This is a genomic window from Actinoplanes solisilvae, assembly GCF_003999975.1.
GTDB lineage: Bacteria > Actinomycetota > Actinomycetes > Mycobacteriales > Micromonosporaceae > Actinoplanes > Actinoplanes solisilvae.
In genome coordinates, this window is record NZ_RJAC01000008.1 from 320,436 (window position 1) to 343,020 (window position 22,585).

At 70.3% G+C, this 22,585-nt stretch carries 17 protein-coding genes; 7 read left to right on the top strand and 10 right to left on the bottom strand.

What is annotated here, in order from left to right; genetic code table 11:
- Nucleotides 1-6: 6 nt before the first annotated feature.
- Nucleotides 7-576, bottom strand: a complete 570-nt coding sequence (locus tag EER30_RS22600) for a TetR/AcrR family transcriptional regulator (RefSeq protein ID WP_127502487.1) — start codon at nucleotides 574-576, stop codon at nucleotides 7-9.
- 208 nt (nucleotides 577-784) lie between these two features.
- On the opposite strand from EER30_RS22600, the gene EER30_RS22605 reads away from it, so the two are divergent.
- Nucleotides 785-1,936, top strand: coding sequence for a macrolide family glycosyltransferase (locus tag EER30_RS22605; protein ID WP_127502488.1), 1,152 nt, complete (start codon nucleotides 785-787; stop codon nucleotides 1,934-1,936).
- On the opposite strand, the gene EER30_RS22610 is transcribed toward EER30_RS22605, so the two are convergent.
- Nucleotides 1,917-4,922, bottom strand: coding sequence for a putative bifunctional diguanylate cyclase/phosphodiesterase (locus EER30_RS22610; RefSeq protein WP_127502489.1), 3,006 nt, complete (start codon nucleotides 4,920-4,922; stop codon nucleotides 1,917-1,919). The genes EER30_RS22605 and EER30_RS22610 overlap by 20 nt on opposite strands.
- Nucleotides 4,923-4,997: 75 nt before the next feature.
- Nucleotides 4,998-6,653 (bottom strand): SCO7613 C-terminal domain-containing membrane protein, encoded by a 1,656-nt coding sequence (locus tag EER30_RS22615; protein WP_127502490.1) that lies wholly within the window; start codon nucleotides 6,651-6,653, stop codon nucleotides 4,998-5,000.
- 76 nt (nucleotides 6,654-6,729) lie between these two features.
- Between EER30_RS22615 and EER30_RS22620 the strand changes: the two genes are divergently transcribed.
- The 4 genes from EER30_RS22620 (at nucleotide 6,730) to EER30_RS22635 (ending at nucleotide 10,290) form a co-directional block, all read left to right on the top strand.
- Nucleotides 6,730-7,608: an ATP-binding cassette domain-containing protein gene (locus tag EER30_RS22620; protein ID WP_127502491.1), complete on the top strand. Its 879-nt coding sequence runs from the start codon at nucleotides 6,730-6,732 to the stop codon at nucleotides 7,606-7,608.
- Entirely contained in the window at nucleotides 7,605-8,207 is a 603-nt protein-coding gene (locus EER30_RS22625; RefSeq protein WP_127502492.1) for a hypothetical protein, read from the top strand. The genes EER30_RS22620 and EER30_RS22625 overlap by 4 nt, the downstream gene beginning before the upstream one ends.
- A gap of 83 nt (nucleotides 8,208-8,290) precedes the next feature.
- Nucleotides 8,291-9,439 (top strand): NAD(P)/FAD-dependent oxidoreductase, encoded by a 1,149-nt coding sequence (locus tag EER30_RS22630; protein ID WP_127502493.1) that lies wholly within the window; start codon nucleotides 8,291-8,293, stop codon nucleotides 9,437-9,439.
- Complete coding sequence (locus tag EER30_RS22635; protein ID WP_127502494.1) at nucleotides 9,436-10,290, top strand: RNA polymerase sigma-70 factor; 855 nt, start codon at nucleotides 9,436-9,438, stop codon at nucleotides 10,288-10,290. Before EER30_RS22630 ends, EER30_RS22635 begins: the two co-directional genes overlap by 4 nt.
- Here EER30_RS22635 and EER30_RS22640 read toward each other — a convergent pair.
- From EER30_RS22640 to EER30_RS22670, 7 genes are all read right to left on the bottom strand, one after another.
- Nucleotides 10,277-10,675: a TIGR03668 family PPOX class F420-dependent oxidoreductase gene (locus EER30_RS22640; RefSeq protein WP_127502495.1), complete on the bottom strand. Its 399-nt coding sequence runs from the start codon at nucleotides 10,673-10,675 to the stop codon at nucleotides 10,277-10,279. The two genes, EER30_RS22635 and EER30_RS22640, sit on opposite strands and share 14 nt — an antisense overlap.
- Nucleotides 10,672-11,502 carry an LLM class F420-dependent oxidoreductase gene (locus EER30_RS22645; protein WP_127502496.1) on the bottom strand — a complete coding sequence of 277 codons (831 nt, stop codon included), beginning with the start codon at nucleotides 11,500-11,502 and terminating at the stop codon, nucleotides 10,672-10,674. The genes EER30_RS22640 and EER30_RS22645 overlap by 4 nt, the downstream gene beginning before the upstream one ends.
- 226 nt (nucleotides 11,503-11,728) lie before the next feature.
- Nucleotides 11,729-14,326: an MGH1-like glycoside hydrolase domain-containing protein gene (locus EER30_RS22650; RefSeq protein WP_127502497.1), complete on the bottom strand. Its 2,598-nt coding sequence runs from the start codon at nucleotides 14,324-14,326 to the stop codon at nucleotides 11,729-11,731.
- A gap of 93 nt (nucleotides 14,327-14,419) precedes the next feature.
- Nucleotides 14,420-17,383, bottom strand: a complete 2,964-nt coding sequence (locus EER30_RS22655; RefSeq protein ID WP_127502498.1) for a sensor histidine kinase — start codon at nucleotides 17,381-17,383, stop codon at nucleotides 14,420-14,422.
- A 351-nt stretch (nucleotides 17,384-17,734) separates the two neighbouring features.
- A complete protein-coding gene (locus EER30_RS22660; RefSeq protein ID WP_127502499.1) occupies nucleotides 17,735-18,121 on the bottom strand; it encodes a hypothetical protein in 387 nt (128 codons plus the stop codon).
- 165 nt (nucleotides 18,122-18,286) lie between these two features.
- On the bottom strand, nucleotides 18,287-18,961 hold the full coding sequence (locus EER30_RS22665; protein WP_127502500.1) for a response regulator transcription factor: 675 nt from the start codon (nucleotides 18,959-18,961) through the stop codon (nucleotides 18,287-18,289).
- The gene (locus tag EER30_RS22670) at nucleotides 18,958-20,448 is read right to left on the bottom strand and encodes a sensor histidine kinase (protein ID WP_240670233.1); all 1,491 of its coding nucleotides are present in this window, start codon (nucleotides 20,446-20,448) and stop codon (nucleotides 18,958-18,960) included. The genes EER30_RS22665 and EER30_RS22670 overlap by 4 nt, the downstream gene beginning before the upstream one ends.
- A 555-nt stretch (nucleotides 20,449-21,003) precedes the next feature.
- Here EER30_RS22670 and EER30_RS22675 point away from each other — a divergent pair.
- Entirely contained in the window at nucleotides 21,004-21,510 is a 507-nt protein-coding gene (locus tag EER30_RS22675; RefSeq protein WP_240670234.1) for a DUF1707 SHOCT-like domain-containing protein, read from the top strand.
- Nucleotides 21,511-21,590: 80 nt separating this feature from the next.
- Nucleotides 21,591-22,415, top strand: a complete 825-nt coding sequence (locus EER30_RS22680; protein WP_127502501.1) for a metal-dependent hydrolase — start codon at nucleotides 21,591-21,593, stop codon at nucleotides 22,413-22,415.
- Nucleotides 22,416-22,585 lie beyond the last annotated feature (170 nt).

Sequence of the window (22,585 nt, forward strand, 5' to 3'; positions counted from 1 at the left end):
ACGTCCTCAGGACCGGATCGCGGCCAGCAGGTGGTCGACCAGACCATCCGCGTACGAGTCGTCGAGCGGCCCGGTGCGCAACATCCATCGATGCAGCACGGGCCCGAAGATCAACTCCACTGCCTGGTCGAGGTCGGCGTCGGTTCGCACCTGACCGGCCCGTCGCGCCGACTCGAGCCGGTCACGCACCGCTGAAAGCTGCGGCCGCAACAGCCGATCGCGCACCTCGTCGGCGAGCAGATCGTCCGAGAGCGTCTCGGCGGTCAGCGCCCGGGTCGTCGCGGACAGCCGCGGATCAGCGAACTCGGCCACCGTCGCCCGCACGACCGCCCGCAGGTCACGTTCCAGATCGCCGGTGTCGGGCAGCGTCACCGGCACCGCGTTCTCAACGAGCGCGTCGAGGATCACCGCCCCCTTGCCGCGCCACCACCGATAGATCGTCTGCTTGCCTACCCCGGCCCGCGCGGCGATGGCCTCGATCGTCAGCTTGGCGTAGCCGGTCTCGGCCAGCAGCTCGAGCGCCGCGGCAAGGATCGCGCGACGGGACTGCTCATTGCGACGGGCAGCAGAAGGCACCCCCGAACAATACCGCAACGAGACGCTACGTCTCGTCTTGACAAGAAAGCGAGACGAGACGTAGCGTCTCGCAAACAAGCAGGGGCGCAAACAGGGGCGCAAGCGCGAGCGCAAACAGGGGCGCAAACAGCGGCGCAAACAGGGGCGCAAGCACGAGCGCGAGCGCGAGCAAGAACGCAGCGACGAAGTATCGACGAAAGAGGAATCCATGCCGCATATCGCCATGGTCAGCATCCCGGCGCACGGGCACGTCAACCCGAGCCTCGAGATCATCCGCACGCTGGTCGATCGAGGGCACCGGGTCACGTACGCCAATGACCCGCGCTTTGCCGAGCTCATCGAGAGCACCGGAGCGGAGCTCAAGCCGTACGCCTCGACTCTGCCCTCGACCGACGAGGACTGGGGCGGTGACGCGATCGACCACCTCACGCTCTTCCTCGACGACGCGATCGCGATGTTGCCGCAGCTGCGCGCCGCCTACGACGACGACCGCCCCGACCTGTTCCTCTACGACATCGCCGGCGCGCCCGCCCGCCTGCTGGGCGAGCAGTGGGGCATCCCCGCCGTGCAGCTCTCCCCCACCTTCGTGGCCTGGACCGGCTACGAGCAGGAGATGGCCCCGATGATCGAGGGCTTGCGGGCCGACCCACGGGGCGCCGCCTACTACGACCGGTTCGAGCGCTGGCTGGCCGACAACAAATCCCGCACCACCGACAGCCTGTCCTTCCAGGGCCGCCCCGACCGCTGCCTGGCCCTGATCCCCCGAGCCCTGCAACCGAATGCGGACCGCGTCGATCCCGCTGTCTACGACTTCGTGGGCCCCGTGCTCGGCGACCGAAGCGGCACCTGGCAGCGGCCGGAGCGCGCCGAGCACGTCCTGCTGATCTCGCTGGGCTCGGCCTTCACCCGGCACCCCGACTTCTATCGCCGCTGCATAGCCGCCTTCGGCGATCTGCCCGGCTGGCACACCGTGCTGCAGATCGGTTCCAAGGTCGACCCGGCCGAGCTGGGCGACGTCCCCGATTCCGTCGAGGTGCACCCGTGGGTGCCGCAGCTGGCGATCCTGGAGCAGGCCGACGCGTTCGTCACCCACGCCGGCATGGGCGGCAGCAGCGAGGGCCTCTACTGCGGCGTCCCGATGATCGCCGCGCCGCAGGCCGCCGACCAGCACGCGAACGCCGAGCAGCTGGCCGCGCTAGGGGTAGCCCGGGTCGTCGACTCGGAAACCGTCACTCCCGAGGAGCTGCGGAGCCACCTGAAAAGCCTGCTTGATCCCCAGACGGCCGCCCTGACCAAAACCCTGAAAACCGAGGTCCGCGCGAGAAGCGGCGCGGCCGACCTCATCGAGTCGATGCTGTGACGACCTGACGCGTGGCCACGTAGTCGAGGAACTCCGCCTCCGTGAGCGGCTGCGCGAACAGGTAGCCCTGGCCGTAGGGACAGCCCATCGCGGCCAGGGCCGCCCGCTGCGCGTCGAGTTCGATGCCCTCGGCCACCACGGCCAGGTCGAACGTGCGGGCCAGGCTGACGATCGTCTCGACCAGCGCGAGTTGCTGCCGGCTGTGCAGGATGTCGTCGATGAACGACTTGTCGACCTTCAGGACGTCGACCGGCATGCGGCTCAGGTAGCTGAGCGACGAGTAGCCGGTGCCGAAGTCGTCGATGGCGATGCGGACGCCCATGTCGCGCAGCTCGTCGAGGTCGCGCCACACCTGGTCGGCGTCGTGCAGCACCAGACTCTCGGTGATCTCGAGGAGGACCTGCGCGGGCCGCACGCCCGACGTGGCGAGCACTTCGCGCACCTCGTCGACGAACCCGGGTGTACGGAATTGGCGCGCGGACACGTTGACGCTGATGTACCGCACGGTCTCCTGCCAGGCCGCGAACGTGTTCAACGCCTCGCGCAACACCCAGCCGCCGATCGCGACGATCGACCCGCTCTCCTCGGCCAGCTCGATGAATTCAGAAGGACCGAGCAGCCCGCGTACGGGGTGCTGCCAGCGCACGAGGGCTTCGAGCCCGGCCACCTCCCCGGTCGGCAGATCGGCGATGGGCTGGAAGCGCAGGCGAAGCTGCCCGGCGGCGACCGCGTCGTTGAGCGCCGACCGCATCTCGAGCCGCCGCAGCATCGCGTCGTGCATCTCGTCGCGGTAGCGCTGCCAGGTGTTCTTGCCCGCGGTCTTGGCGCCGTACATGGCCACGTCGGCGCGGCGCAGCAGCTCGCCGATGCCGGCCGGGTCGGCGCTGGTCGCGACGCCGGCGCTGGCTGTTCCCCGGATCAGGTGGGTCGCGCCGGTCGCGTCGACGACCTCGAACGGCTCGGCCAGCGTCGCGACGATCCGGTCGGCGACACCGTCGGGCGGCCCGGAGAGCAGGACGGCGAACTCGTCACCCCCGGTGCGCGCCACCGTGCTGCCGGCTCCGGCCACCTCGGTGACACGACGGCCCACCACGGCCAGCAACTGGTCGCCCGCCTCGTGCCCGAGGCTGTCGTTGACCTCTTTGAAGTCGTCGAGGTCGATGAAGAGGACCGACACCTCGGTCGCGTGTGACGCCGCCGCCTCGAGCCGGTTCTGGAAGTAGGCCCGGTTGGCCAGCCCGGTCAGCGCGTCGTGGAACGCCTGGTGCGCGAGGTCGTTCTCGAGGCGGCGACGCTCGGTCACGTCGCGGATGGTGACCACCAGGCCGTTGACCGCAGGGTCGTCGCGCAGGTCGCGGCAGCTGCACTCGACCTGCAGCGGCGCGTCGTCACCGGAGACGGCGGTCAGGTCGACGCCGTCGCGCACCTCGTCGAGCAGGGTGCGTAGTTTGTCGTGGTCGGTGTCGGCGATCAGGCTGGTCAGCGGCAGGCCGACCAGGTCCGTACGCCCGAAGACGGGCAGCGCGGACGGGCTGGCGTACCGGATGATCGCGTCGGCGCCGACGATCATGATCACGTCGGCCGCGCTCTGGATCAGGGCCCGGAAGTAGTCTTCGCTGCTGCGCCGGTTCACCTCGTCGGTCAGGTTGATCCGCTCGACGGCCATCGTGCCCTGGGCCATCAACGCCTCGAACGACGACTCCAGCCCGAGGAGAACGTCGGACGGGGCGGCCAGGTAGACCTGGTTCAGCCGGATCGGGTCGTTCGGATCGCGCCCGGCCGAGACCGCCTCGGCGCACAACGCCCAGTCGAAGCCGTTGAGCCTTCCGGCGACGTCGGGCGGCAGGTCCTCGACCCGCACGCGCCCGGTGGTCATCTGCCCGGTCGCCGCCCCCGGCTCGGCGGCGCTGGTGTGCCAGAAAAACCGGTGATCGGCCCCGGCCGGGACGATCGAGGCGACGGCCTGGGTCAGCGCGGCCCCCGCCTCGTCCACGCTGCTGGCCGCGACCAGATCGGCGCCGGTGAGGCGCAGCGTGCGTTCCCGGGCCGCGGTCTCGCGCTGCGACTGCATCAGCCCGGCCACGCGGGCCATGACGAGCAGGAACATCGCGGCCGAGGCGAGAGCGATGACCGGGGCGTCGGTGACGCCGTCGCGCAGGTACTGGATGAGCAGCACGGCCGGGGCGATCAGCGCGGCGACCGACATCAGCGCGATGCGGCGGCTGCCCGCGACGGCGGCCGGGGCCCGCTCGCCCGACGTGAGCTGCCGCATCGACGGGTGCAGGGCCGAGATCGCGATGGCGGTGTAGAAGAGCACCCAGCCGGCGTCCGTCGGCCCGCCCACCTGCCAGGTGCCGGCCAGCTGGCGCAGGCCGTAGAGGACGTCGGTGACCAGCAGGCTGAAGACGCCGCCGGCGAGCACGGTCAGCGCGACCGGCTTGCGGCCGCCACCGGTCAGCAGGCGGGCCAGCATGGCCAGCGCGAGCACGTCGCCGAGCGGGTAGCCGACCGAGACCGCCTTCTCGACGAAGCCGAGCTGGGTGTCGCGCAGGTAGGGCGAGACGAGGAAGACCCACGACAGCAGCCCCAGGCCCGCGGTCGGCAGCAGTGCGTCGAGCAGCGCGGCCCGGTTGCCGGCGTCGGAGCGGGCCCGGATGAAGACCAGCAGTGCGGCCGCGAGCATCGGGTAAACCGCGAGGTAGAACCCGTCCGCCGGGGAGGGGAACGGGTTCTCGAGATGCAGGAAATCGGTCAGGACGTTGTACGCGGTGTCGCCGAACGTGAAGCTCACCAGCACAGCGGAGAGCAGGTACCACGGCAGTCGCCGCGACGGCCGGTGCACGCGCACGCCGACCAGGACGGCCGCGGCCGCCGACAGCCCGATCGCGGCCCAGCTGTACATGCCGAACTGCGGAAGCGTGTAGAAGACCACGGTCAGGGCCAGAATCCAGGCGCCGAAGCCCGCCTGCAAGCGCTGGGCCGACATCGTGCTCCGATCGAATCGCGGTAAGGCCTGCGCCCCTCTGACCGGCACAACGATGCATTTGATGAACCGCTGGGGTCAACCCATGCGTTGGATCGCGGCCCGGAAGCGGTCGAGGTCACGTCGCCGCCGTTCGAGGGTCGTGGCGATCAGCACGAGGACCAGCCCGGCCACCGCGAGCGGGATCCAGCGGGGGATCAAATCCCAGATCTCCGCCAATTCATGCAGGGACAGGACGACCAGGACACTACCGCCAGTAAGCACTGGAGCACGCAGACGTACCATCACGCCGGCGATCACGACCGCCACCCCGGCCGCGCCCAGCAGCAGCCGGCGCAAAGGATGCCCGTCCTCGTCGAGGACCAGGGCGAGCGGGGGCAAGAAGGCGACGGCCAGGGCGGGACCGTAGGCGATCCAGCTCGACCGGTCCCGGCCCAGCCAGACGCCGCCCGCGAGCAGGAGGCCGTCGAGGATCAGGGTGGTCCACCAGGGCAGGCCCAGACCGGCCGGGATCGACAGGGCGACGACCGCGGCCGACCCGAGCGCGCCCGGCCTGCGCCAGCCGGCCGGGAGCACCAGCACCAGGGCCGCGCCGAGGGCGATCAGGGCGACGGGCAGCTTCCAGTCGGCCTCGCCGAACAGGGTGCGGTCATAGGCCCGTACGCCCGCCTGGGCGGCCAGCACGAAGCCGTAGATCCCGGGCAGCGCGACGACGGCCAGAGCGCCGTACCGGGCGATCGGGACCAGCAGCGTCAGCGCCGCGACCGCGAGGGCGACCAGCGCCACCGTCAGCAGGCCACCGCCGACGAGCAGGTCGGCGAACCGGCTCGCGGCGATGCCGAGGCAGACCGCGATCAGCGAGGCGGCGATCGGCACTACGACGCGGCGGCGGGAGACCAGGGCGCCGCCGAGCACGACCGCGGCGGCGACCAGCAGGGACGCGCCCGCCCCGGCGGCGTCGCCCGGGTCCTCGGTCGCGAGGAGCCCGATGAGCGCGAACGCGGCGGCGACCAGGGCGGCCAGTCCACCGGTGACGGCGGCGGCGAGCTCGAGGCCGCCGCGGCGCCGGGCGAGCACGGCGACGTCGAGGGCAGCGACCGCGGCGAAGGTCAGCGCCCAGCCGGTCGGGCCGGGCTCGATCGCGGCGACCAGCAGCGGGATCACCGGGTGGGCGACGGCCAGGGCGGCGTAGCGGGGACCGGTCAGGCCGGTGACGCGCCCGTAGCCGACGGCCACGGCCGCGGTGGCGGCGAAGACCGCGCCCGCGTAAACCCAGCCGGAGAGGCCGGAGACGCCGAACAGGTCGACGTGCCAGGCGGCGTACCCGTCGAGCAGCAGAAGCAGCAGGCCGACGGCGGCGAACGTCTCGGCGGTGGCCCGCAGGCGCCGGCGCAGGGCGACGAACGGCACGGCGAGGGCGACGACTGTGAACGAGGCGAGCAGCACCGCGCGGCCGCCGAGCCCGAACTGGGCCCACGCGACCGCGGCGAAGACGATCGCGGCCACGCCGAGCAGCAGGCCACCGAGCAGGAAGAGGACGTTCTGGGCCGTACGCGGGGTGACCTCGACGGCCGGGACGCGAGCCCGCATACGCGCCGCGGCGGCCTCGCGACGCTGCCAGACCTGGGCGAGTTGCTGGTTCAGGGCGGCGATCTCGGCGTCGGCCCGGGCGACCTCGGCGGCGTCGCAGGACGGGCAGCCGCTACCACCACAGTCCGGACAGGGATGCGTCATGGGGACGATCCTTGCCGGTTCCTCGCCATCCAGGCAGAGCATCCGTACTCAACGTCAATAGGCATAATGCACCGCCATGATCGAGATGCAGGAGCTGACGAAGCAGTACGGCGGGGTCAACGCCGTTCAGGGCGTCACATTCACCGCGGCGCCCGGCCGGGTCACCGGATTCCTCGGCCTCAACGGCTCCGGCAAGACGACCACCCTGCGCATGCTGCTGGGCCTGAGCCGCCCCACCTCGGGCCAGGCGCTGATCGCGGGCCGGCGCTACCGCGACCTGAAGCAGCCGTTGCGGCAGGTCGGCGCGGTGCTGGAGCAGGGGCTGAGTCACCCCGGCCAGTCCGGTCGCGGCCACCTGCGCAGCCAGGCTCTGCTCTGCGGCGCCGGCAAGCAGCGGGTCGAGGAGCTGCTGGAACACGTCGGGCTGGCCGACGCCGCGCACGAGCGCACCGGCAACTACTCGCTGGGCATGCGGCAGCGGCTGGCCGTCGCGACGGCGCTGCTGGGCGAGCCGCCGGTGCTGGTGCTCGACGAGCCCGCCAACGGCCTCGACCCGTCCGGCATGGCCTGGCTGCGCGCGCTGCTGCGCTCGCACGCCGAGGCGGGCGGCACCGTGCTGATCTCCAGCCACCTGCTCGGCGAGCTGGAGCTGCTGATCGACGACGTCGTGATCATCGCCGACGGGCAGGTGCGCCTGGAGTCGCCGCTGGCCGCGATCGCCGGGCAGCAGACGGCCCGGCTGCGGGTGCGCGGCCGCGATCCGCACGCGCTGTGGCAGGCCTTCGAGCGGGCCGGCGCCCAGGTCGAGACCGACGGACGGGTCCTGTTCGTCACCGGCCTGAGCGCCGAGGACGCCGGCGAGATCGCGCTGCACGTGCGCATTCCGCTGTACGAGCTGACGAGCGAGACACCCAGCCTGGAGCAGCTCTTCCTCAGCCTGGCGGTGGCCGCGTGATCGCCACCCTGCGCAGCGAGCTGCACCGCACCCTGACCATCCCGTCGAGCTGGGGTTCGATGGCCGCGGCGACGCTCATCGGGCTGTCGTTCAGCTGGTTCAGCGTCGACTTCTGGTCGCTGTTCGCCGCCCTCGGCGTCTTCGGCATCGCGGTGATCACCACGTCGCAGCACTACCAGCACCGTACGGCCGTGCTGCTCTTCCTCGGCCAGCCGCGCCGGCTGCGGGTCCTCGCCGCCCAGGGCGTCACCGCGATCGTCATCGGCCTGGCCACCGTGCTGGTCAGTGGCATCGCGATCCTGCCCGGCAAGGAGTGGGTCCAATATTTCGGCACGCTCGCCGCGACGCCGCTGCTCGCCCTGTTCGCCGTGGCCAGCGCGACCGTGATCCGCCGGCCGATCTGGCTGTTCGTCGGCTTCGGCGGCTGGTTCGTCTTCGTCGACGGCCTGATCTTCAGGTTCAAGCAGCCGTTGCCGTTCACCGCGCTCATCCAGGCCTCCGGCGGCCATCCGAAGGGCCTGCTGATCTTCACCGTCTACACCGTCGCGGCCCTGATCCTCGCCGGGTGGGCGATCCGTCGCGACCTGAGCACCGACTGACTATGTGACCTGAGTCACCTAAGCTCACGACCGGGCCCTCCGGTTCCGTCCCGTGGTCATCATCGATCGAAGGGACCACGGCCATGCACGACATCCTCATCCTCGGAGCGGGTTACGCGGGCCTGTGCGCGGCGACCAACCTGGCCGGGCGCGTGCGGCGGCGGGACGACGTACGCATCACGCTCGTCAATCCGGAGGAGCGCTTCACCGAACGGCTCCGTCTGCACTCGACCGCCGCCGGCCGCCCGACGGCCGACCTGCGCGTGCCCGATCTGCTGGCCCAGACCAAGGTCGATTTCGTACGGGGCTGGGTGACCGCGATCGACGCCGAGGCTCGCACGGTACGCGTCGACGACGAGCGCGACCTGCGCTTCGACACGCTCGTCTACGCCCTCGGCAGCGCGGCCGACACCTCGGTCCCCGGCGCCGCCGAGCACGCGTACGCCCTGGACAGCTTCCGCGACGCTGAAGCCCTCGCCACCCGGCTGGCCGGCACGCGGACGGTCATCGTCGGTGGCACCGGACTGACCGGCGTCGAGGCCGCGGCCGAGATCGCCGAACGGCACCCAGCCCTCACCGTCAAGCTGGTCGGCCGCGAGCGGCCTGGACACACGATGACCGCCAAGGCCCAGCGATACCTGCTCACCGCTCTGGAGCATCTCGGCGTCGAGGTGCACTCGGACGCCGAGATCACGAAGGTGCTTCCCGGTGGTGTCGAGCTCGACGGTACCGGAAGCCTGGCCGCCGACGCGGTCCTGTGGACAGCGGGCACCCGGGTCTCGCCGCTCGCCGCCGCGTCGGGCCTCACCGTCGACGACCGCGGGCGCATCGTCACCGACCAGACCCTGCGATCGGTCTCCCACCCGCACGTGTACGCCGTGGGCGACGCGGCCGCCGTACGGCAGGAATTCGGTCTTCTGCACGGAACCTGCCAGAGCGGCATGCCGACCGGGGTGCACGCCGCCGTCTCGATCGCCCGTGAACTCGACGGCAAAGCGCCCGCGCGGTTCCGCTTCGGCTACTACCACGCGCCGGTCAGCCTGGGCCGCGGCGACGCGGTCGTCCAGTTCACCCGCCCCGACGACAGTCCTCGCCGCGCTCACCTGACCGGCCGCGCCGCCGTCTGGTACAAGGAAACGGTGACCGCCTCGCCCTGGCCGACCTTCGCGCGGATGACGCGCTTCCCGGCCATCGCCTCGTGGTGGCCGCACGGCGGTCGGTACACGCGATGACCGCCTTCGACGAGCACCGGCGGCTGCTGTTCGCGATCGCCTATCGCCTGCTGGGCAGCGCCGCCGACGCCGAAGACGTGGTGCAGGACGTGTGGCTCAAGTGGTCGGCGGCCGACCGCTCGGCCGTCGCCGATCCCAAGGCCTACCTGGCCCGCATGGTCACCCACCAGGCGATGGATCAGCTTCGCTCGGCCCGGCATCGGCGCGAGACGTACATCGGGCCGTGGCTGCCCGAACCGATCCTCACGCAGGGCGAGGACGTCTCGGACGACGTCTCGACGGCCATGCTCGTCGTGCTCGAGACGCTGACCCCGCTCGAACGCGCGGTCTTCGTGCTCAAGGAGGTCTTCGACTTCCCCTATCCCGAGATCGCCGCGGCCGTCGAGCGCACCGAACCGGCCGTGCGCCAGGCCGGCCATCGGGCCCGCGAGCATGTTCGCGCACGACGGCCCCGGTTCGACGCCGACCCCCGACGGCGGCGCGACGTCACCGAGCGGTTCCTGGCCGCGGCGGCCGGCGGCGATCTCAACACGCTGATGGAGCTGCTGGCGCCGGACGTCGCGCTGTGGACCGACGGCGGTGGCAAGGTTCGCCAGGCACGACGACCGGTCGTCGGCGCGACGAAGGTGGCCACCTGGCTGGCCGGGGTCAGCCAGGTCCCGTACGAGGGGATCTTGCCCTCGGACATGCGGGTCGAGATCGTCGAGCTGAACGGCGCGCCCGGGCTGGTCTTCAGCGGCCCCGACCGGGTGATCGCCACGCTGACGATCGACCTGACCGAGGACGGCCTCATCCGTACGATCCACAACGTCGCCAACCCCGACAAGCTGCGCGCCGTCACGCCCCGCTGACCCACTCCGTCCATTTGTCGACGGTGATCTCGACGAACGGCCCGGCCGGTGGTCTGTTTCGGTACTGCGGATAGCGCGCGACCAGCGCCGCCAGCCCTTCGGGATGGGTGTCGCGCACGACGGCCGTACCGTCGGCGCGCACCCACCACAGCCGTGACCAGTCCTGTTCGTAATGGTCGGCCAGCACGCTGACCCGGGGCGACGCCTCGATGTTGGCCAGGCGGCGCAGAGCCCGGGTGCGCTTGGGCTTGCCATCCACCGCGGACACGAGCACGTCGTTCCTCAGGAGCGCGAAGACGATCGGCACCAGGTGCGGCGCGGCATCCGGCCCGACCGTGGCCAGCCGGGCCACCGGCACCGAGGCGAACCGCGCCGCCGGGGTCACCGGCCGACCAGCTCCCCGATCGCCGCCTCCCACTTCTCCAGAGCCGGCTCGACGATGCTCCACGGGCCGGACGGCAACCACACCGAGACGCGGTCGATGCCCGCCTTCTCACACTGCTCCAGGGCCCGCGGGTCGGCCGGCACGCTGAGCATCTGCACCTGCAGGTAGCGGTCGGCGCGGGCGCGCAGCTCGGCGATCCGGGCGAACACGTTCTCGTCGCGCCACTGCGGGAACCATCCGTCGCCGTACTCGAGAACGCGGTCGAGAACCGTGGGCCCGCCACCGCCGATCAGGATCGGCGGGTGAGGGCGCTGGGCCGGCTTGGGCCACGACCAGATGCGGTCGAAGCTGACGTGTTTGCCGTCGAAGCTGGCCTCGTCCTGGGTCCAGATCTCGCGCATGGCGCGAATACGCTCCCCCATGACCGGCACACGCAGCCGCGGATCGGTGCCGTGATTGCGCATCTCCTCCCGGTTCCAGCCGAGACCGACGCCGAACTCGAACCGGCCCCCGCTGAGGTGGTCGACGCTCGCGACCTCCTTCGCCGTGATGATCGGATCCCGCTCGGTCACCAGGCACACGCCACTGCCGATGCGCAGCCGACTGGTGGCCTCGGCCGCCGCCGTCAGGGCCACGAACAGGTCGTACGTGTGCCAGTACTTCTGCGGCAGGTTCGGCCCGCCGGGCCAGGGCGTCTCGCGGCTCGCGGGGATGTGGGTGTGCTCGGCGAAGTAGAGGGCGCTCTGGCCGCGCTCCTCGGCCCGCCGGGCGATCTCGCCGGGCCGCATGCCGTCGTGGGTGGGGAAGTAGCCAACACCGAAGTCCATACGAGGGATTTTAAGTTGGTCCAGCCTATGAACCCATCGGCTCCGAAGCCCGTGTAGGCACTGAGCTCGCTTCAATCGGGCACGGAGGGAGAGTCAGATGATTCTCGGTATCGCCGTCGGGACCGCACTGCTGGTGGGCATCCTGATCGGCCTCCTGTGTTTCAAGAAGACAAACGAATTCTGCGGCCGCTGCGGGGTCACCCGCGAATGCCCGATCTGCTGGGCCTCAGCGCTTCAGTGTCAGGATCAGATCCACGACCAGAGCCGTCCAACCGGTCTGGTGCCAGGCGCCCAACCCGGCCCCGTTGTCCCCGTGGAAGTACTCCGGGAAGACGACCAGGTCCTTCCAGTCCGGGTGGGTCTGCAGCACCTGGTTGGCGCCGTAGATCGGACGCTTTCCGTCCTCGTCCGGTAGGAACAGCGAGATCAGCCGGCGGGACAGATCGTCGGCGATCTCGGCGAGCGGCAACTTCCGCTGCGACCCGGTCGGGTACTCCGCCTTCATGTCGTCGCCGAAGAACCCGGCGTACTCTCGCAGTGCCTCGATGAGCAGATAGTTGACCGGCATCCAGACCGGCCCGCGCCAGTTCGAGTTGCCGCCGAACAGGCCGCTGGTGCTCTCGGCCGGCTCGTAACCCACGGTGAAATCCGAGCCGCCGAGCGAGACGGTGAACGGCTTCTCCAGGTGAGACCGAGACAAGGTCCTGATCCCGTACGGCGACAGGAACTCCTCCGGATCAAGCATGCGCGCCAGCACCCGCAGCAACTGATCCTGCCCCACCATCGCGAGCAGCTGCTGCTGGCGCCCCTCGGAGGACAGCCGCCGGGCACTGATCACGTCGGCGAACTCGGACTGCGACGCCTTCAGCCAGCGCAGCCGGGCGTGCAACTCGGGCAGCCGGTCGAGGGTCGACTTGGACAGCCGCGTGGTGGCCGCCAAGGGAAGCAGCCCGACGACGGAACGGGCCTTCAACGGCAGCTTGTGGCCGTCGGGCAGGCGGAGCTGGTCGTAGAAGAAACAGTCCTCCTCGTCCCACAGGCCCTGGCGGTAGGCGCCCTCGGCGATGTACGCGAAGTGTTCGAAGAACTTCGTCGCCATGTCCTCGTACGCCCGGTCGTGCAGGGCGAGCCGGATCGCCATGTCGAGCAGGTTCAGGGCGTACATGGCCATCCAGCCCGTGCCGTCGGACTGCTCGAGCACGCCGGCCACAGGCAGCGCCGCCGACCGGTCGAACGGGCCCACGTTGTCGAGCCCGAGGAAGCCGCCCTCGAACACGTTGTTGCCGCCGACGTCCTTGCGGTTGACCCACCACGTGAAGTTGAGCAGCAGCTTGTGCATGACGCGGGCCAGGAAGTCGAAGTCGTGCCCGCCGTCGATCTCGAAGACCCGCAGCGCGGCCCACGCGTGCACGGGTGGATTCACGTCGCCGAACGACCACTCGTACGCCGGGATCTGGCCGTTCGGGTGCATGTACCACTCGCGCAGCAGAAGCAGGAGCTGCGCCTTGGCGAACGCGGGGTCGACGCGGGCGATCGAGACACAGTGGAACGCCAGGTCCCAGGCGGCGTACCAGGGGTATTCCCAGGGGTCGGGCATCGAGATGACGTCGAAGCTGTTCATGTGCCACCAGGCGTTGTTACGCCCGTAGCGGCGGCCGGGTGGCGGGGGCGCCGAACCCGGGTCGCCGGTCAGCCACTGCTTCACGTCGAAGTGGTAGAACTGCTTGCCCCACATGAGGCCGGCGATGCCCTGGCGGGCTACCGCTTTTTCGTCCTGCGTCGCTTCCGCCGGGATCAGGTCGGCGAAGAACTCGTCGGCCTCACTCCTGCGGTCGCGCATGACTGTGGCCCAGTCGTCCTTCCTGCCGGGCTCGTCGTCCTCCTGAGTCAATCGCAGGCGGATCGTACGGGTCTCGCCCGGGTTCAGCGTGAGGACGTAGTGCAGGGAGCCCTTGGTGCCCTCGTTCGCGGGGTTGACGGTGGGGGCGCCGTTGACGACGTGGTCGTTGATGCCGTCCTTGGGGAACTGACTCTTGCCGGGCTGACCCCACAGGCGCTGGGCGTTCGTCTCGTTGTCGCAGAGCAGCGGGACCGGGACGCCGTCCCCTTCAAGGGTTATCCGGCCGAGCGCGCGATGTTCACCGGCGAGCCGGCCCGGCGTGCCGGTGATTTTCGGCACGGGACGGTTGGGCAGACCCCACGACCACGTGTTGCGGAACCAGAGCGTCGGCAGCACATGCAGGGTGGCGGGGTCAGGGCCGCGGTTCGAGACGGTGACCGCGACGCACATGTCGCGCGGAGAGGCCTTGGCGTAGTCGACGGTGACGGCCCAGAACCGGTCGTCGTCGAAAATGCCGGTGTCGACCAGCTCGTACTCGCTCTCCTCCCGGCTCCGCTGACCATTGACGCGCACCAGCCGGTCGTACGGGAAAGGGGCCTGAGGGTAGTGATAACGCCAGCTCATCCACGAGTGGGTGGGCGTGGAATCCTGATACCACCAGTACTCTTTCGCGTCCTCGCCGTGGTTGCCGCCGTCGCCGCCGAGGCCGAACATGCGCTCCTTGAGAATCGGGTCCTGCCCGTTCCAGAGAGCCAGCGCGAAACAGAAGGTCTGACGGTCGTCGCAGATGCCGCCCATGCCGTCGTCGTTCCAGCGGTAGGCCCGCGAGCGCGCATGATCGTGGGGGAAATAGTCCCAGGCGGTGCCGTGCTCGCTGTAGTCCTCGCGGACCGTGCCCCAGGCGCGCTCGGCCAGGTAAGGACCCCAGGCCCGCCAAGGCTGCTCGCCGGAGTCCGCCTGAGCGAGCCGTCCGCGTTCCGCCACTCCCACTCCCCTTCACCGCATCTGCCGACACGCCCAGTGTGCCCGACAACGTTTGGTCGCTCGATCGCTACGCTGCGCACGATGGGACCCCCATCACAAAACATCGAAACAGAGGGTCTCGACGGTGGGGAGGGACAGGCGGAACTCGGTACCGCCGTGGGGGGCTGGTTTGGCTGTCAGGGTGCCGCCATGGGCGTCGATGATGGCCTTGGTCACGGCCAGGCCCAGGCCGGTGCCCTTGATGCCGGCTTTTTGTGCGTTGCTGGCACGGAAGAAGCGGCTGAACAGGTGGGGGTACTGCTCGGCGGGGATGCCGATGCCGTTGTCGGTGACGGTGATGACTACCGCGTCGGCTTCCTGTTCGGCGGTCACCGAGACGGTGCCACCCTCGGGGGTGTATTTGACGGCGTTGGAGAGGAGGTTGTCCAGGGCCTGACGCAGGCGCTGGGCGTCAGCCAAGACGGCCAGATCGGGCTGGATCGAGGCGATGACGGTCAGGTTCTTGGCGGCGGCGGTGGGCTGCTGGCCGTCGACGACGTCGCGCAGGACCCCGGCGGCCACCATGGGGCACGGGTCGATGCTGATGTGGCCGGCGTCGAGGCGGGCCAGGTCCAGCAGGTCGTCCACCAGTTCCTGCAGGTGGCGGGTGGTGCGGTCGACGATGTTCGCGTGCTTGCGTTCGGCGTCGGCCAGGGCGGGGCTGTCCAGCAGGACCTCCGTGTACGCCTTGATGACACCGACGGGGTTGCGGAGCTCGTGGATGACGACCGCCGACAGCTCGTCCTTCATCCGGTCGAGCTCGCGCAGCTTCTCCACCTGCTCGCGCTCGCGGTCGAGCAGATGCTCGCGCTGCTCGGTGAGTTCGTGCCGCTCGGTCACGTCCGTGGAGAGGCCGTCGACGTAGAGCCGGTCGCCCTCCCAGCGTGACGCCGCCCGCGTCCAGATCCAGCGGACCACGCCGTCGAGTCCCACGACGCGGCACTCCATCTCGGCGTGTTCCCCGTCGGCGAGCTGGTCGTGGAACCGCATCATGGTCTCGGCGTCGTCGGGGTGCATGCAGTCGGTGAGCGTGGCCGGCTGGTCCACCGTCACCGGGCGGCCGAGGATCCCCTCCGCGTTCGGGCTGCCGTAGACGAGCCGCGGCGCCTCGCCGGGAATCACCTCGACGGTCCACACGTAGTCGTTGACCTGCGCCACGATGCGGTCGAAGTTACGCCGCGCGTCGGCCAGGGCCAGCGACATGTCCTCGGCCCAGCGGCGCTCGACGAACCGGCCCAGGTGGGCGGCCGCCGCGTCCAACATCTGCACCGTGTCGGAGTCGAACGGAAGGTCCTGGTCGGTGAAGAAGGCGAGCACACCGAGCGTACGGCGACCCGAGCGCACCGGCACGCCGACGGCGACACGGATCCCGAGGTCGTGCAGGGCGCCGCGCCCATCGTCGAGCATGTCGGTCGGCATCTGCCCGGCGTCCCACCACACCTCGCGGTTACGGGCCCAGACCAGACCGGGCAGCCCCTCGCCGAGGACGAAGGTCAGCGGCCTGTCGTTGGTGAAGGACGACAGATCACGGTCGGTCGTGGTGTGCGAGCTGTGCCGCACGATGGCTTTGCGGTCGTCGGTGACCTGCCAGTACTCGCCGCACAGCCAGCCCAGCGACTCGGTGATCGCGGCGACCGCCTCGATGCCCGCGTCCTTGGCGTTGGTGGCGTCGGAGAGCACCTGGGCGACCGCGTGCCGGGCGCGGCGCAGCTCCTCGGCGCGGTGCACCTCGGTGATGTCGTGGAAGGCGACCACGGCGCCGAGCCGGCGGTTGTCGCGCGTGTCGATCGGCCGCCCGTTCGCGACGAAGCGGCGCCAGGTGTCGTCCCCCTTCATGATCATGTGCTCGCCGCGCACGGTCTCTCCCGCGTACGCCCGGGTCAGCGGCAGGGCTTCCAGAGGCGTACGGCCGTCGGGCTCGTGCACCGCGAAAACCTCGGCCCACTCCTCCATCGGCGTGCCCAGCGCTGCCTCGCGCCCGGTGACCTCACGCGCGGCCCGGTTGAGCAGGGTCAGCCGGCCCTCGGTGCCGAAGGCCGCGATGCCGACGTCGACGCTGTCGAGCACGGCCTCGAGGAAGGCGTGCTCGTCGTCGAGCTTCTGGCGCTGCTGCTCCATCTCGGCGGCGGCGATGATGCGTCCGGTGATGTCGTGCAGGAACGCGTGGCAGACGATCCCGCTCGGCTCGTCCGCGACCTGCAGCGTCATCTCGGCCGGGAACTCGCGGCCGGTGCTGGTGATCGCGGCGATGCGCAGGTGCTGCCCGGAGAGCTGGGAGTCGCCGGTGGCCCGCACCCGCCGCATGCCGGCGATGTGGTCGGCCCGGAAGCGCTCCGGGATGATCAGGTCGACGATGTTGCTGCCCAGCGCCTCGTCGGCGCGGTAGCCGAACATCCGCTCGGCGGCCGAGTTCCAGGCGATCACCTCGCCGGTGAGGTCGGTCGAGATGTACGCGTCGTGGGTGTTGTTGACGACGGCCGCGAGCCGGGCGACCGACATCGCCTGCTCGGCCCGGGCCAGGCGCAGCGCCACCTCGGACTCGGCGGCCTCGGCCAGATCGTGCAGCACGGCGACCTCGTCGGTGGACCACTCGCGGGGCGTGGAGTCGACGACGCAGAACGAGCCGAGCACGTGGCCGTCGGGAGAGCGCAGCGGTACGCCGGCATAGGCGATGGCGTTGTAGTCGGCGATGGCCGGGTTGTGGCGCAGCCGCGCGTCGAGCCGGGCGTCGGCCACGATCAGGGCGGCCTCGTCCTCGACGACGTGCTTGCAGTACGAGTGCGACAGCGGCGTCTGCCGGGTCTCGGCCAGCTCGCCCTCGAGCCCGTACGCCCCGGCGAAGCGCTGCCGGTCGTCGTCGACGAGCGAAACGAGAGCGGCGGGCGCGTTGAGCGCGCGGGCCGCGAACTCGGTCAGCCGGTCGAGCACGCGCACCGGGCCGGCTTCGAGCAGACCGGTGGCACGCAGCGCACGGAGACGTCCGGGGCCTGGCAGCGACGGAGCCGGTGGATTCAGCACGGAGCTTGGTATCGGTGCCCGCGGCTCCTACTTGAGCCAAGCGGCCGCCCGAACATCCGGCCGGAAAAATCCGGACGAAAGTATGAGCCGAAAACCTTGCCTCAAGAATTGTGGAAAGAATTGCTGATTCCGCTATCACTTCGCATCGGCAGCTTTCCTGTTCTGTGAGCTCCCTGTGAATTGAATATCGAGCCCGCAAAGAAAAGAGCGAGGGCCGTACCCGTCGCCGGGGTACGGCCCTCGCTCTATCCGGGGGTTGTTCAGCTCACCGGTTGCCACTCAACCCGGTGCGTTCCCATCCCGCCGGTTCAGTTCACTCACCAGGGGGCACTACTTGCCGGCTGTGCCAGCTCAGCGGTGGCCGTGGCCCTTGGGGTTGTGGTGACCCTTGGGGTCCTGGTGGCCGTGGCCCTTCGGACCCTGGTGGCCGTGGCCCTTGAACTCCCAGCCCGCGGTGAGGGCGACCCAGCCGCGCTTCGGGCCGCGCTTGACGCGCTCGCAGTCGAAGCTGTTCCACTTCTTGCGGAACTCGCCGATCTTGCCGGCGCGAACGCAGGCCTGCGGCGACCGGTAGAAGTCGACGAGCCGCTTCTTGGCGAACTTGTGGTCCTGGACCTGAACGGCGGAGCCCTTCGCGGCGGGGGCGGCGGGGGATGCCGCGGCCGGGCCGACGCCCATCGCGAGGCCGGTGGCGACCGCCAGGCCGGTCATCGTGATCATGCGCGTGACCTTATTCATGACAACGCCTTTCTCTCTGTTCCATCAAGCGTCGCTTGATGCAGCAGATATTAGGGACGTCGCCGCAATTTCCCGGCACGGAAACACAACCACGATCGAGTGATTCATTTCCGCACGGCAAGAACCGTTTCCCATTAAATCGAAACGGGTTCCGGCCGACAAATTTCAGGTCAGCCAGCCCGGCCGGATCAGCCCCGCCTCGTACGCATAGACGACGAGCTGGGCCCGGTCGCGCGCCCCGAGCTTGATCATCGTGCGGCTGACGTGCGTCTTCGCGGTCGCGGGGCTGATCACGAGCCGGCCCGCGATCTCGTCGTTCGACAGCCCCTCGGCGACGAGCACGAGCACCTCGCGCTCCCGATCGGTGAGCTGATCGGCCGTCTCGGGCGGGCTCGCCGTCGCCCGCCCCTGCCCGCCGCCCGCGAACTGCCCGATGACCCGCCGCGTGACCCCCGGCGAGAGCAACCCGTCCCCGGCCGCCACCGCGCGCACCCCGCGGATCAGCTCGACCGGCTCGGTGTCCTTGACCAGGAACCCCGACGCCCCCGTCCGCAGCGCCTCGAACACATACTCGTCCAGCTCGAACGTCGTCAGGATCACCACCCGGGTGCCCGCCAGCGCGGGATCGGCCGCGATGCGCCGCGTCGCCTCGAGCCCGTCGACCCCAGGCATGCGGATGTCCATCAGCACGACGTCGGGCTTCGTCTCGCGCGCCTTCGCCACAGCCTCGAGCCCGTCCGCCGCCTCGGCGACGACCTCGATGTCCGGCTCGGCGTTGAGCAGCGCCCGAAACCCGGCCCGCACCAGCAACTGGTCATCCGCCAGCAGCACCGAGATCACTCCACCACTCCTTCGCCCGCCATCCGGGCATCACTCGCCCGCCCACGACCAGCACCACCATCACTCGCACCGGCCTCCGCATCGCCGCCGCCGGCAGGGCCACCGCCGCCCGGAGAGGCGTGCCCGCCCGAAGAGGCATAGCCGCCCGAAGAGACGTGGCGGCCCAGAGAGGCGTGGCCGCCCGAAGCGCCACCGTTGGGACTACCGCTCCCACCGCCGCCGGAAGCGCCTTCACCCGCAGCCCGGCCGGTCGAAGCGGCATGCCCGTTCGGAGCAGAAGCGGCATGCCCGTTCGGAGCGGCCTGGTCGGAATCGCCGCCACCCGCCGCGCCGTCCAGGGCCGGCAGCAGCACCGAGACCAGGAAGCCACCGCTGACCACCCCCGCCTCCAGCGACCCGCCCAGGCTGCGCGCTCGCGCCCTCATCCCGGCGATCCCGGTTCCGGGCGGGCCGCCCTCGGCCGGGAGCGTCGGCGGCGCGTTGGCCGTGTCGTTGCGGATCGCCAGATGCAGCGCGGTCGGCAGGTAGTCGACCGAGACCGTGGCCGTCGCACCCTCCCCCGCGTGGCGGCGCACGTTGGTCAGCGCCTCCTGCACGATGCGGTAGGCCGCCCGGTCGACCTCGGCGGGCAGTTCGCGCACCTCGCCGGTCACCTTCGTCTCGACCGGCAACCCGGCGTCGGCGGTCAGGTCGGCGAGCCGGCTCAGCCCGAGGGCCGGCTGGCGGGGCGCGGCCTCGTCCTCGGTGCGCAGCGCGCCGAGCACTGATCGCACCTCACGCAACGCCTCGGAGCTGGCCGTCTTGATCGCCGAGAGCGCCTCGCGGGCTTGTTCCGGCCGGCTGTCCATGAGGTGCAGCCCCACGCCCGCCTGCACGTTGATCAGCGACAGGTGGTGCCCGATCACGTCGTGCAGCTCGCGGGCGATGCGCAGCCGCTCCTCGGATGCCTGCCGGCGCTGCTGTTCCTCCTCGGCCCGCTCCTGCTCCTCGGCAGCCCGTTTCTGCTCGGCCCGCACCTTCATCAGCTGCGCCATCTGCTCGCTTCTGATCTTGGCGACACCGCCCAGGAAGATCGCCCCGGCCAGCGCGAGGCCCAGCAGCAGCGCCTCGCGCAGCCCCGGCCGCACCTGCTCGCGCAGCCCGATCGGGTCGGCGAACACCCAGAAGATCAAGAGATAGGCCACGTACGCCGTTCCGGCGCTGACCAGTGCGGCGATGCGCCGGCCACTCCCGCAGGCGGCCAGGTTGAACAACGCGACCAACGGCGCGACGGCCCAGAACCAGTGCGGCGCGGCGACGGTGGCGAAGGCCAGCGAGGCCAGCGCGGCGATCGCGAACACGATCACCGGATAGCGCCGGCGGAAGAGCAGCGCCAGCGGCCCGACGAGCAGCAGCACATAAAGTGCCGGGCGCACGGTGACGAAGACCTGACCGTCGTCGGCCTGCCGGTTGGCCCCGATCGTCTGGAAGAGCGCCGCCCCGATCACCGCACCGAGGCCGGGCCCGCGATGATGCGCCGGCGACCGTCCGAGGCGGTGTTCTCGCGCCCATGGGGGCCCGCTGAAACGCCCGCTGCGGTTCTCCCGCGCCCACGGCGGCATCGGCGGCCCGTGCATGTGTCTCACGCCGTCCACACCACCCTTCGTCGTCGCATCGCAGTCAATCGCGGGGGCAAGATCGCCGTGACAGCCATCGCAAGGCACCGCTGCCACGAGCCGCTGCCACGAGCCGCTGCCACGAGCCGCTTGCGGCGAGGCGCTGCGGCGAACCGCTGCGGCGAGCCCACGACTTTCCGTCCCGATGCCGAAACTACGGCACCCCACCCCTCCGCGGCATCCACGCGCGGGGGGATGGCCCTCTACTCCCCAGGGAGTACGCCACGGGCGGCTAATGCCCCAGCGGGCGTACGCGATGGGCCTCAGACCCTCCCGGAGGCCGCCTTGAAGATGCTCCCCCGGGGCGACGTGCCCGGGCGGCGAAAGGCCGACTCTGGAAGCACGGACGGAAGCACGACGGAAGCACGAACGCCCCGGGAGGATGCGGTGCAACCCAACGACAGTTCCACCAGCCAGCAACGGATGCGGACCTCCGACAAGGAGCGCGAGCAGGTCGCCGAGATCCTGCGGGCCGCGATGGCCGAGGGCCGGCTCGACCTGACCGAGGGTGAGGAGCGGCTGGCCACGGCGTACGCCGCGAAGTTCCGTGACGAACTCGGCCCGCTGACCAGCGATCTGCCCGGCGGCGGACGGGCGGCTCTGGCCGAAACTCCCGAGGCCCGGAACGCGACACGCCGGAGCCTGCGCCGGCACGCCTCGATCATCGGCTCGGTCGCCATGATCCTGACCGGATTGTGGATCATCTCGGGGGCGCACTTCTTCTGGCCCGCGATCCCGCTCGCCTTCCTGGTCATCGGGTTCATGAAGCACGCTCGATACCGCCGCTGGCAGTACGAGTACAGCCTCGGCCACGGCGTCGCGCCGTGGAACGGACCGGGCTGGGCGCACCCCGGACACCCTCGTCAATTCCACAGTGGACATCGAGGTTGTTGATCTTCCCTCCCCGCTCTGCGAGAGTGACCGGGTTTTGCCCCCGGTGACCTCGAACGGGGGCGCGGGGAGGGGCAACACACATGATGGGTCCGTCGCACGCTCTCTCGGGGGCGACCGTCTGGCTGGCCGGCACCTGGGCGCTGGATCAGTTCGCGGGTTATGAGCAGTCACCGTTAGCTATCGCCGTCGGCACAATGGTGTGTGCCGGCGGCGCCCTGCTGCCCGACCTGGACATGTCCGGGAAGGTCACGCGCAACCAGGGCGGCGCCACCGTCGCCCGTACGTTCGGGGTGTTCTCGCTGTTCGCGGCCGAGGTGGTCGAGAAGGTGTCGCTGGGCGTCTATACGGCGACGCGGCTCAGCAAGGACCCGCGTCGCAACAACGGCCACCGTACGTTCACACACACCCTGCCGTTCGCGGCACTGCTCGGCTGGCTCACCACCTGGCTGTGCGGGCACTACGGCAAGTGGGCCGTGGTCGGCATCGTCTTCTTCATGGCCGGTCTGGCTCTGCGTGGCCTGTTCGACGAGTGGGCCGAGCGCGCCGGGTGGGTGATCGTCACTTTGGCGTCGGCGGGCATAGCCTGGTTCACGGCGGCGAATCTGCCCGGCGATCGCGGCTATCCCATGCTGGGGTTCGCGGTCGCCGTGGGCTGTGTGGTCCACATTCTCGGCGACATGATCACGTCGGCCGGCGTACCGATCCTGTGGCCGATCCCGACCGGCCGGCGCATGTGGCGGATGATCGGCCTGCCCAACAAGATTGCCGTCAAGGTCGGCGGCAAGGTCGAGACGGTCGTGCTGCGTACGGCGTTCGTCGTCATCTCTCTGCTCGCGATCGCCGGCATCTTCGCGCCCAGCCTGTTGCAGCAGCTCGAACTGGACGCCTGGGCGGACGGACGATAGCGAAGCCTCGCGCATTGACAACGTTGTGAAGGCGGTCGGATCCTCGGGGATGACGACTGTTGGCGTGTTGGTGGTCATGAGTGCTCACTAGTTGGTTTTGATGGACTTGGTGAACTTGAGGGAATGGGCGGCGGCCACGGGAGTCTCGTACGCGACGGCACGTCGGCGTT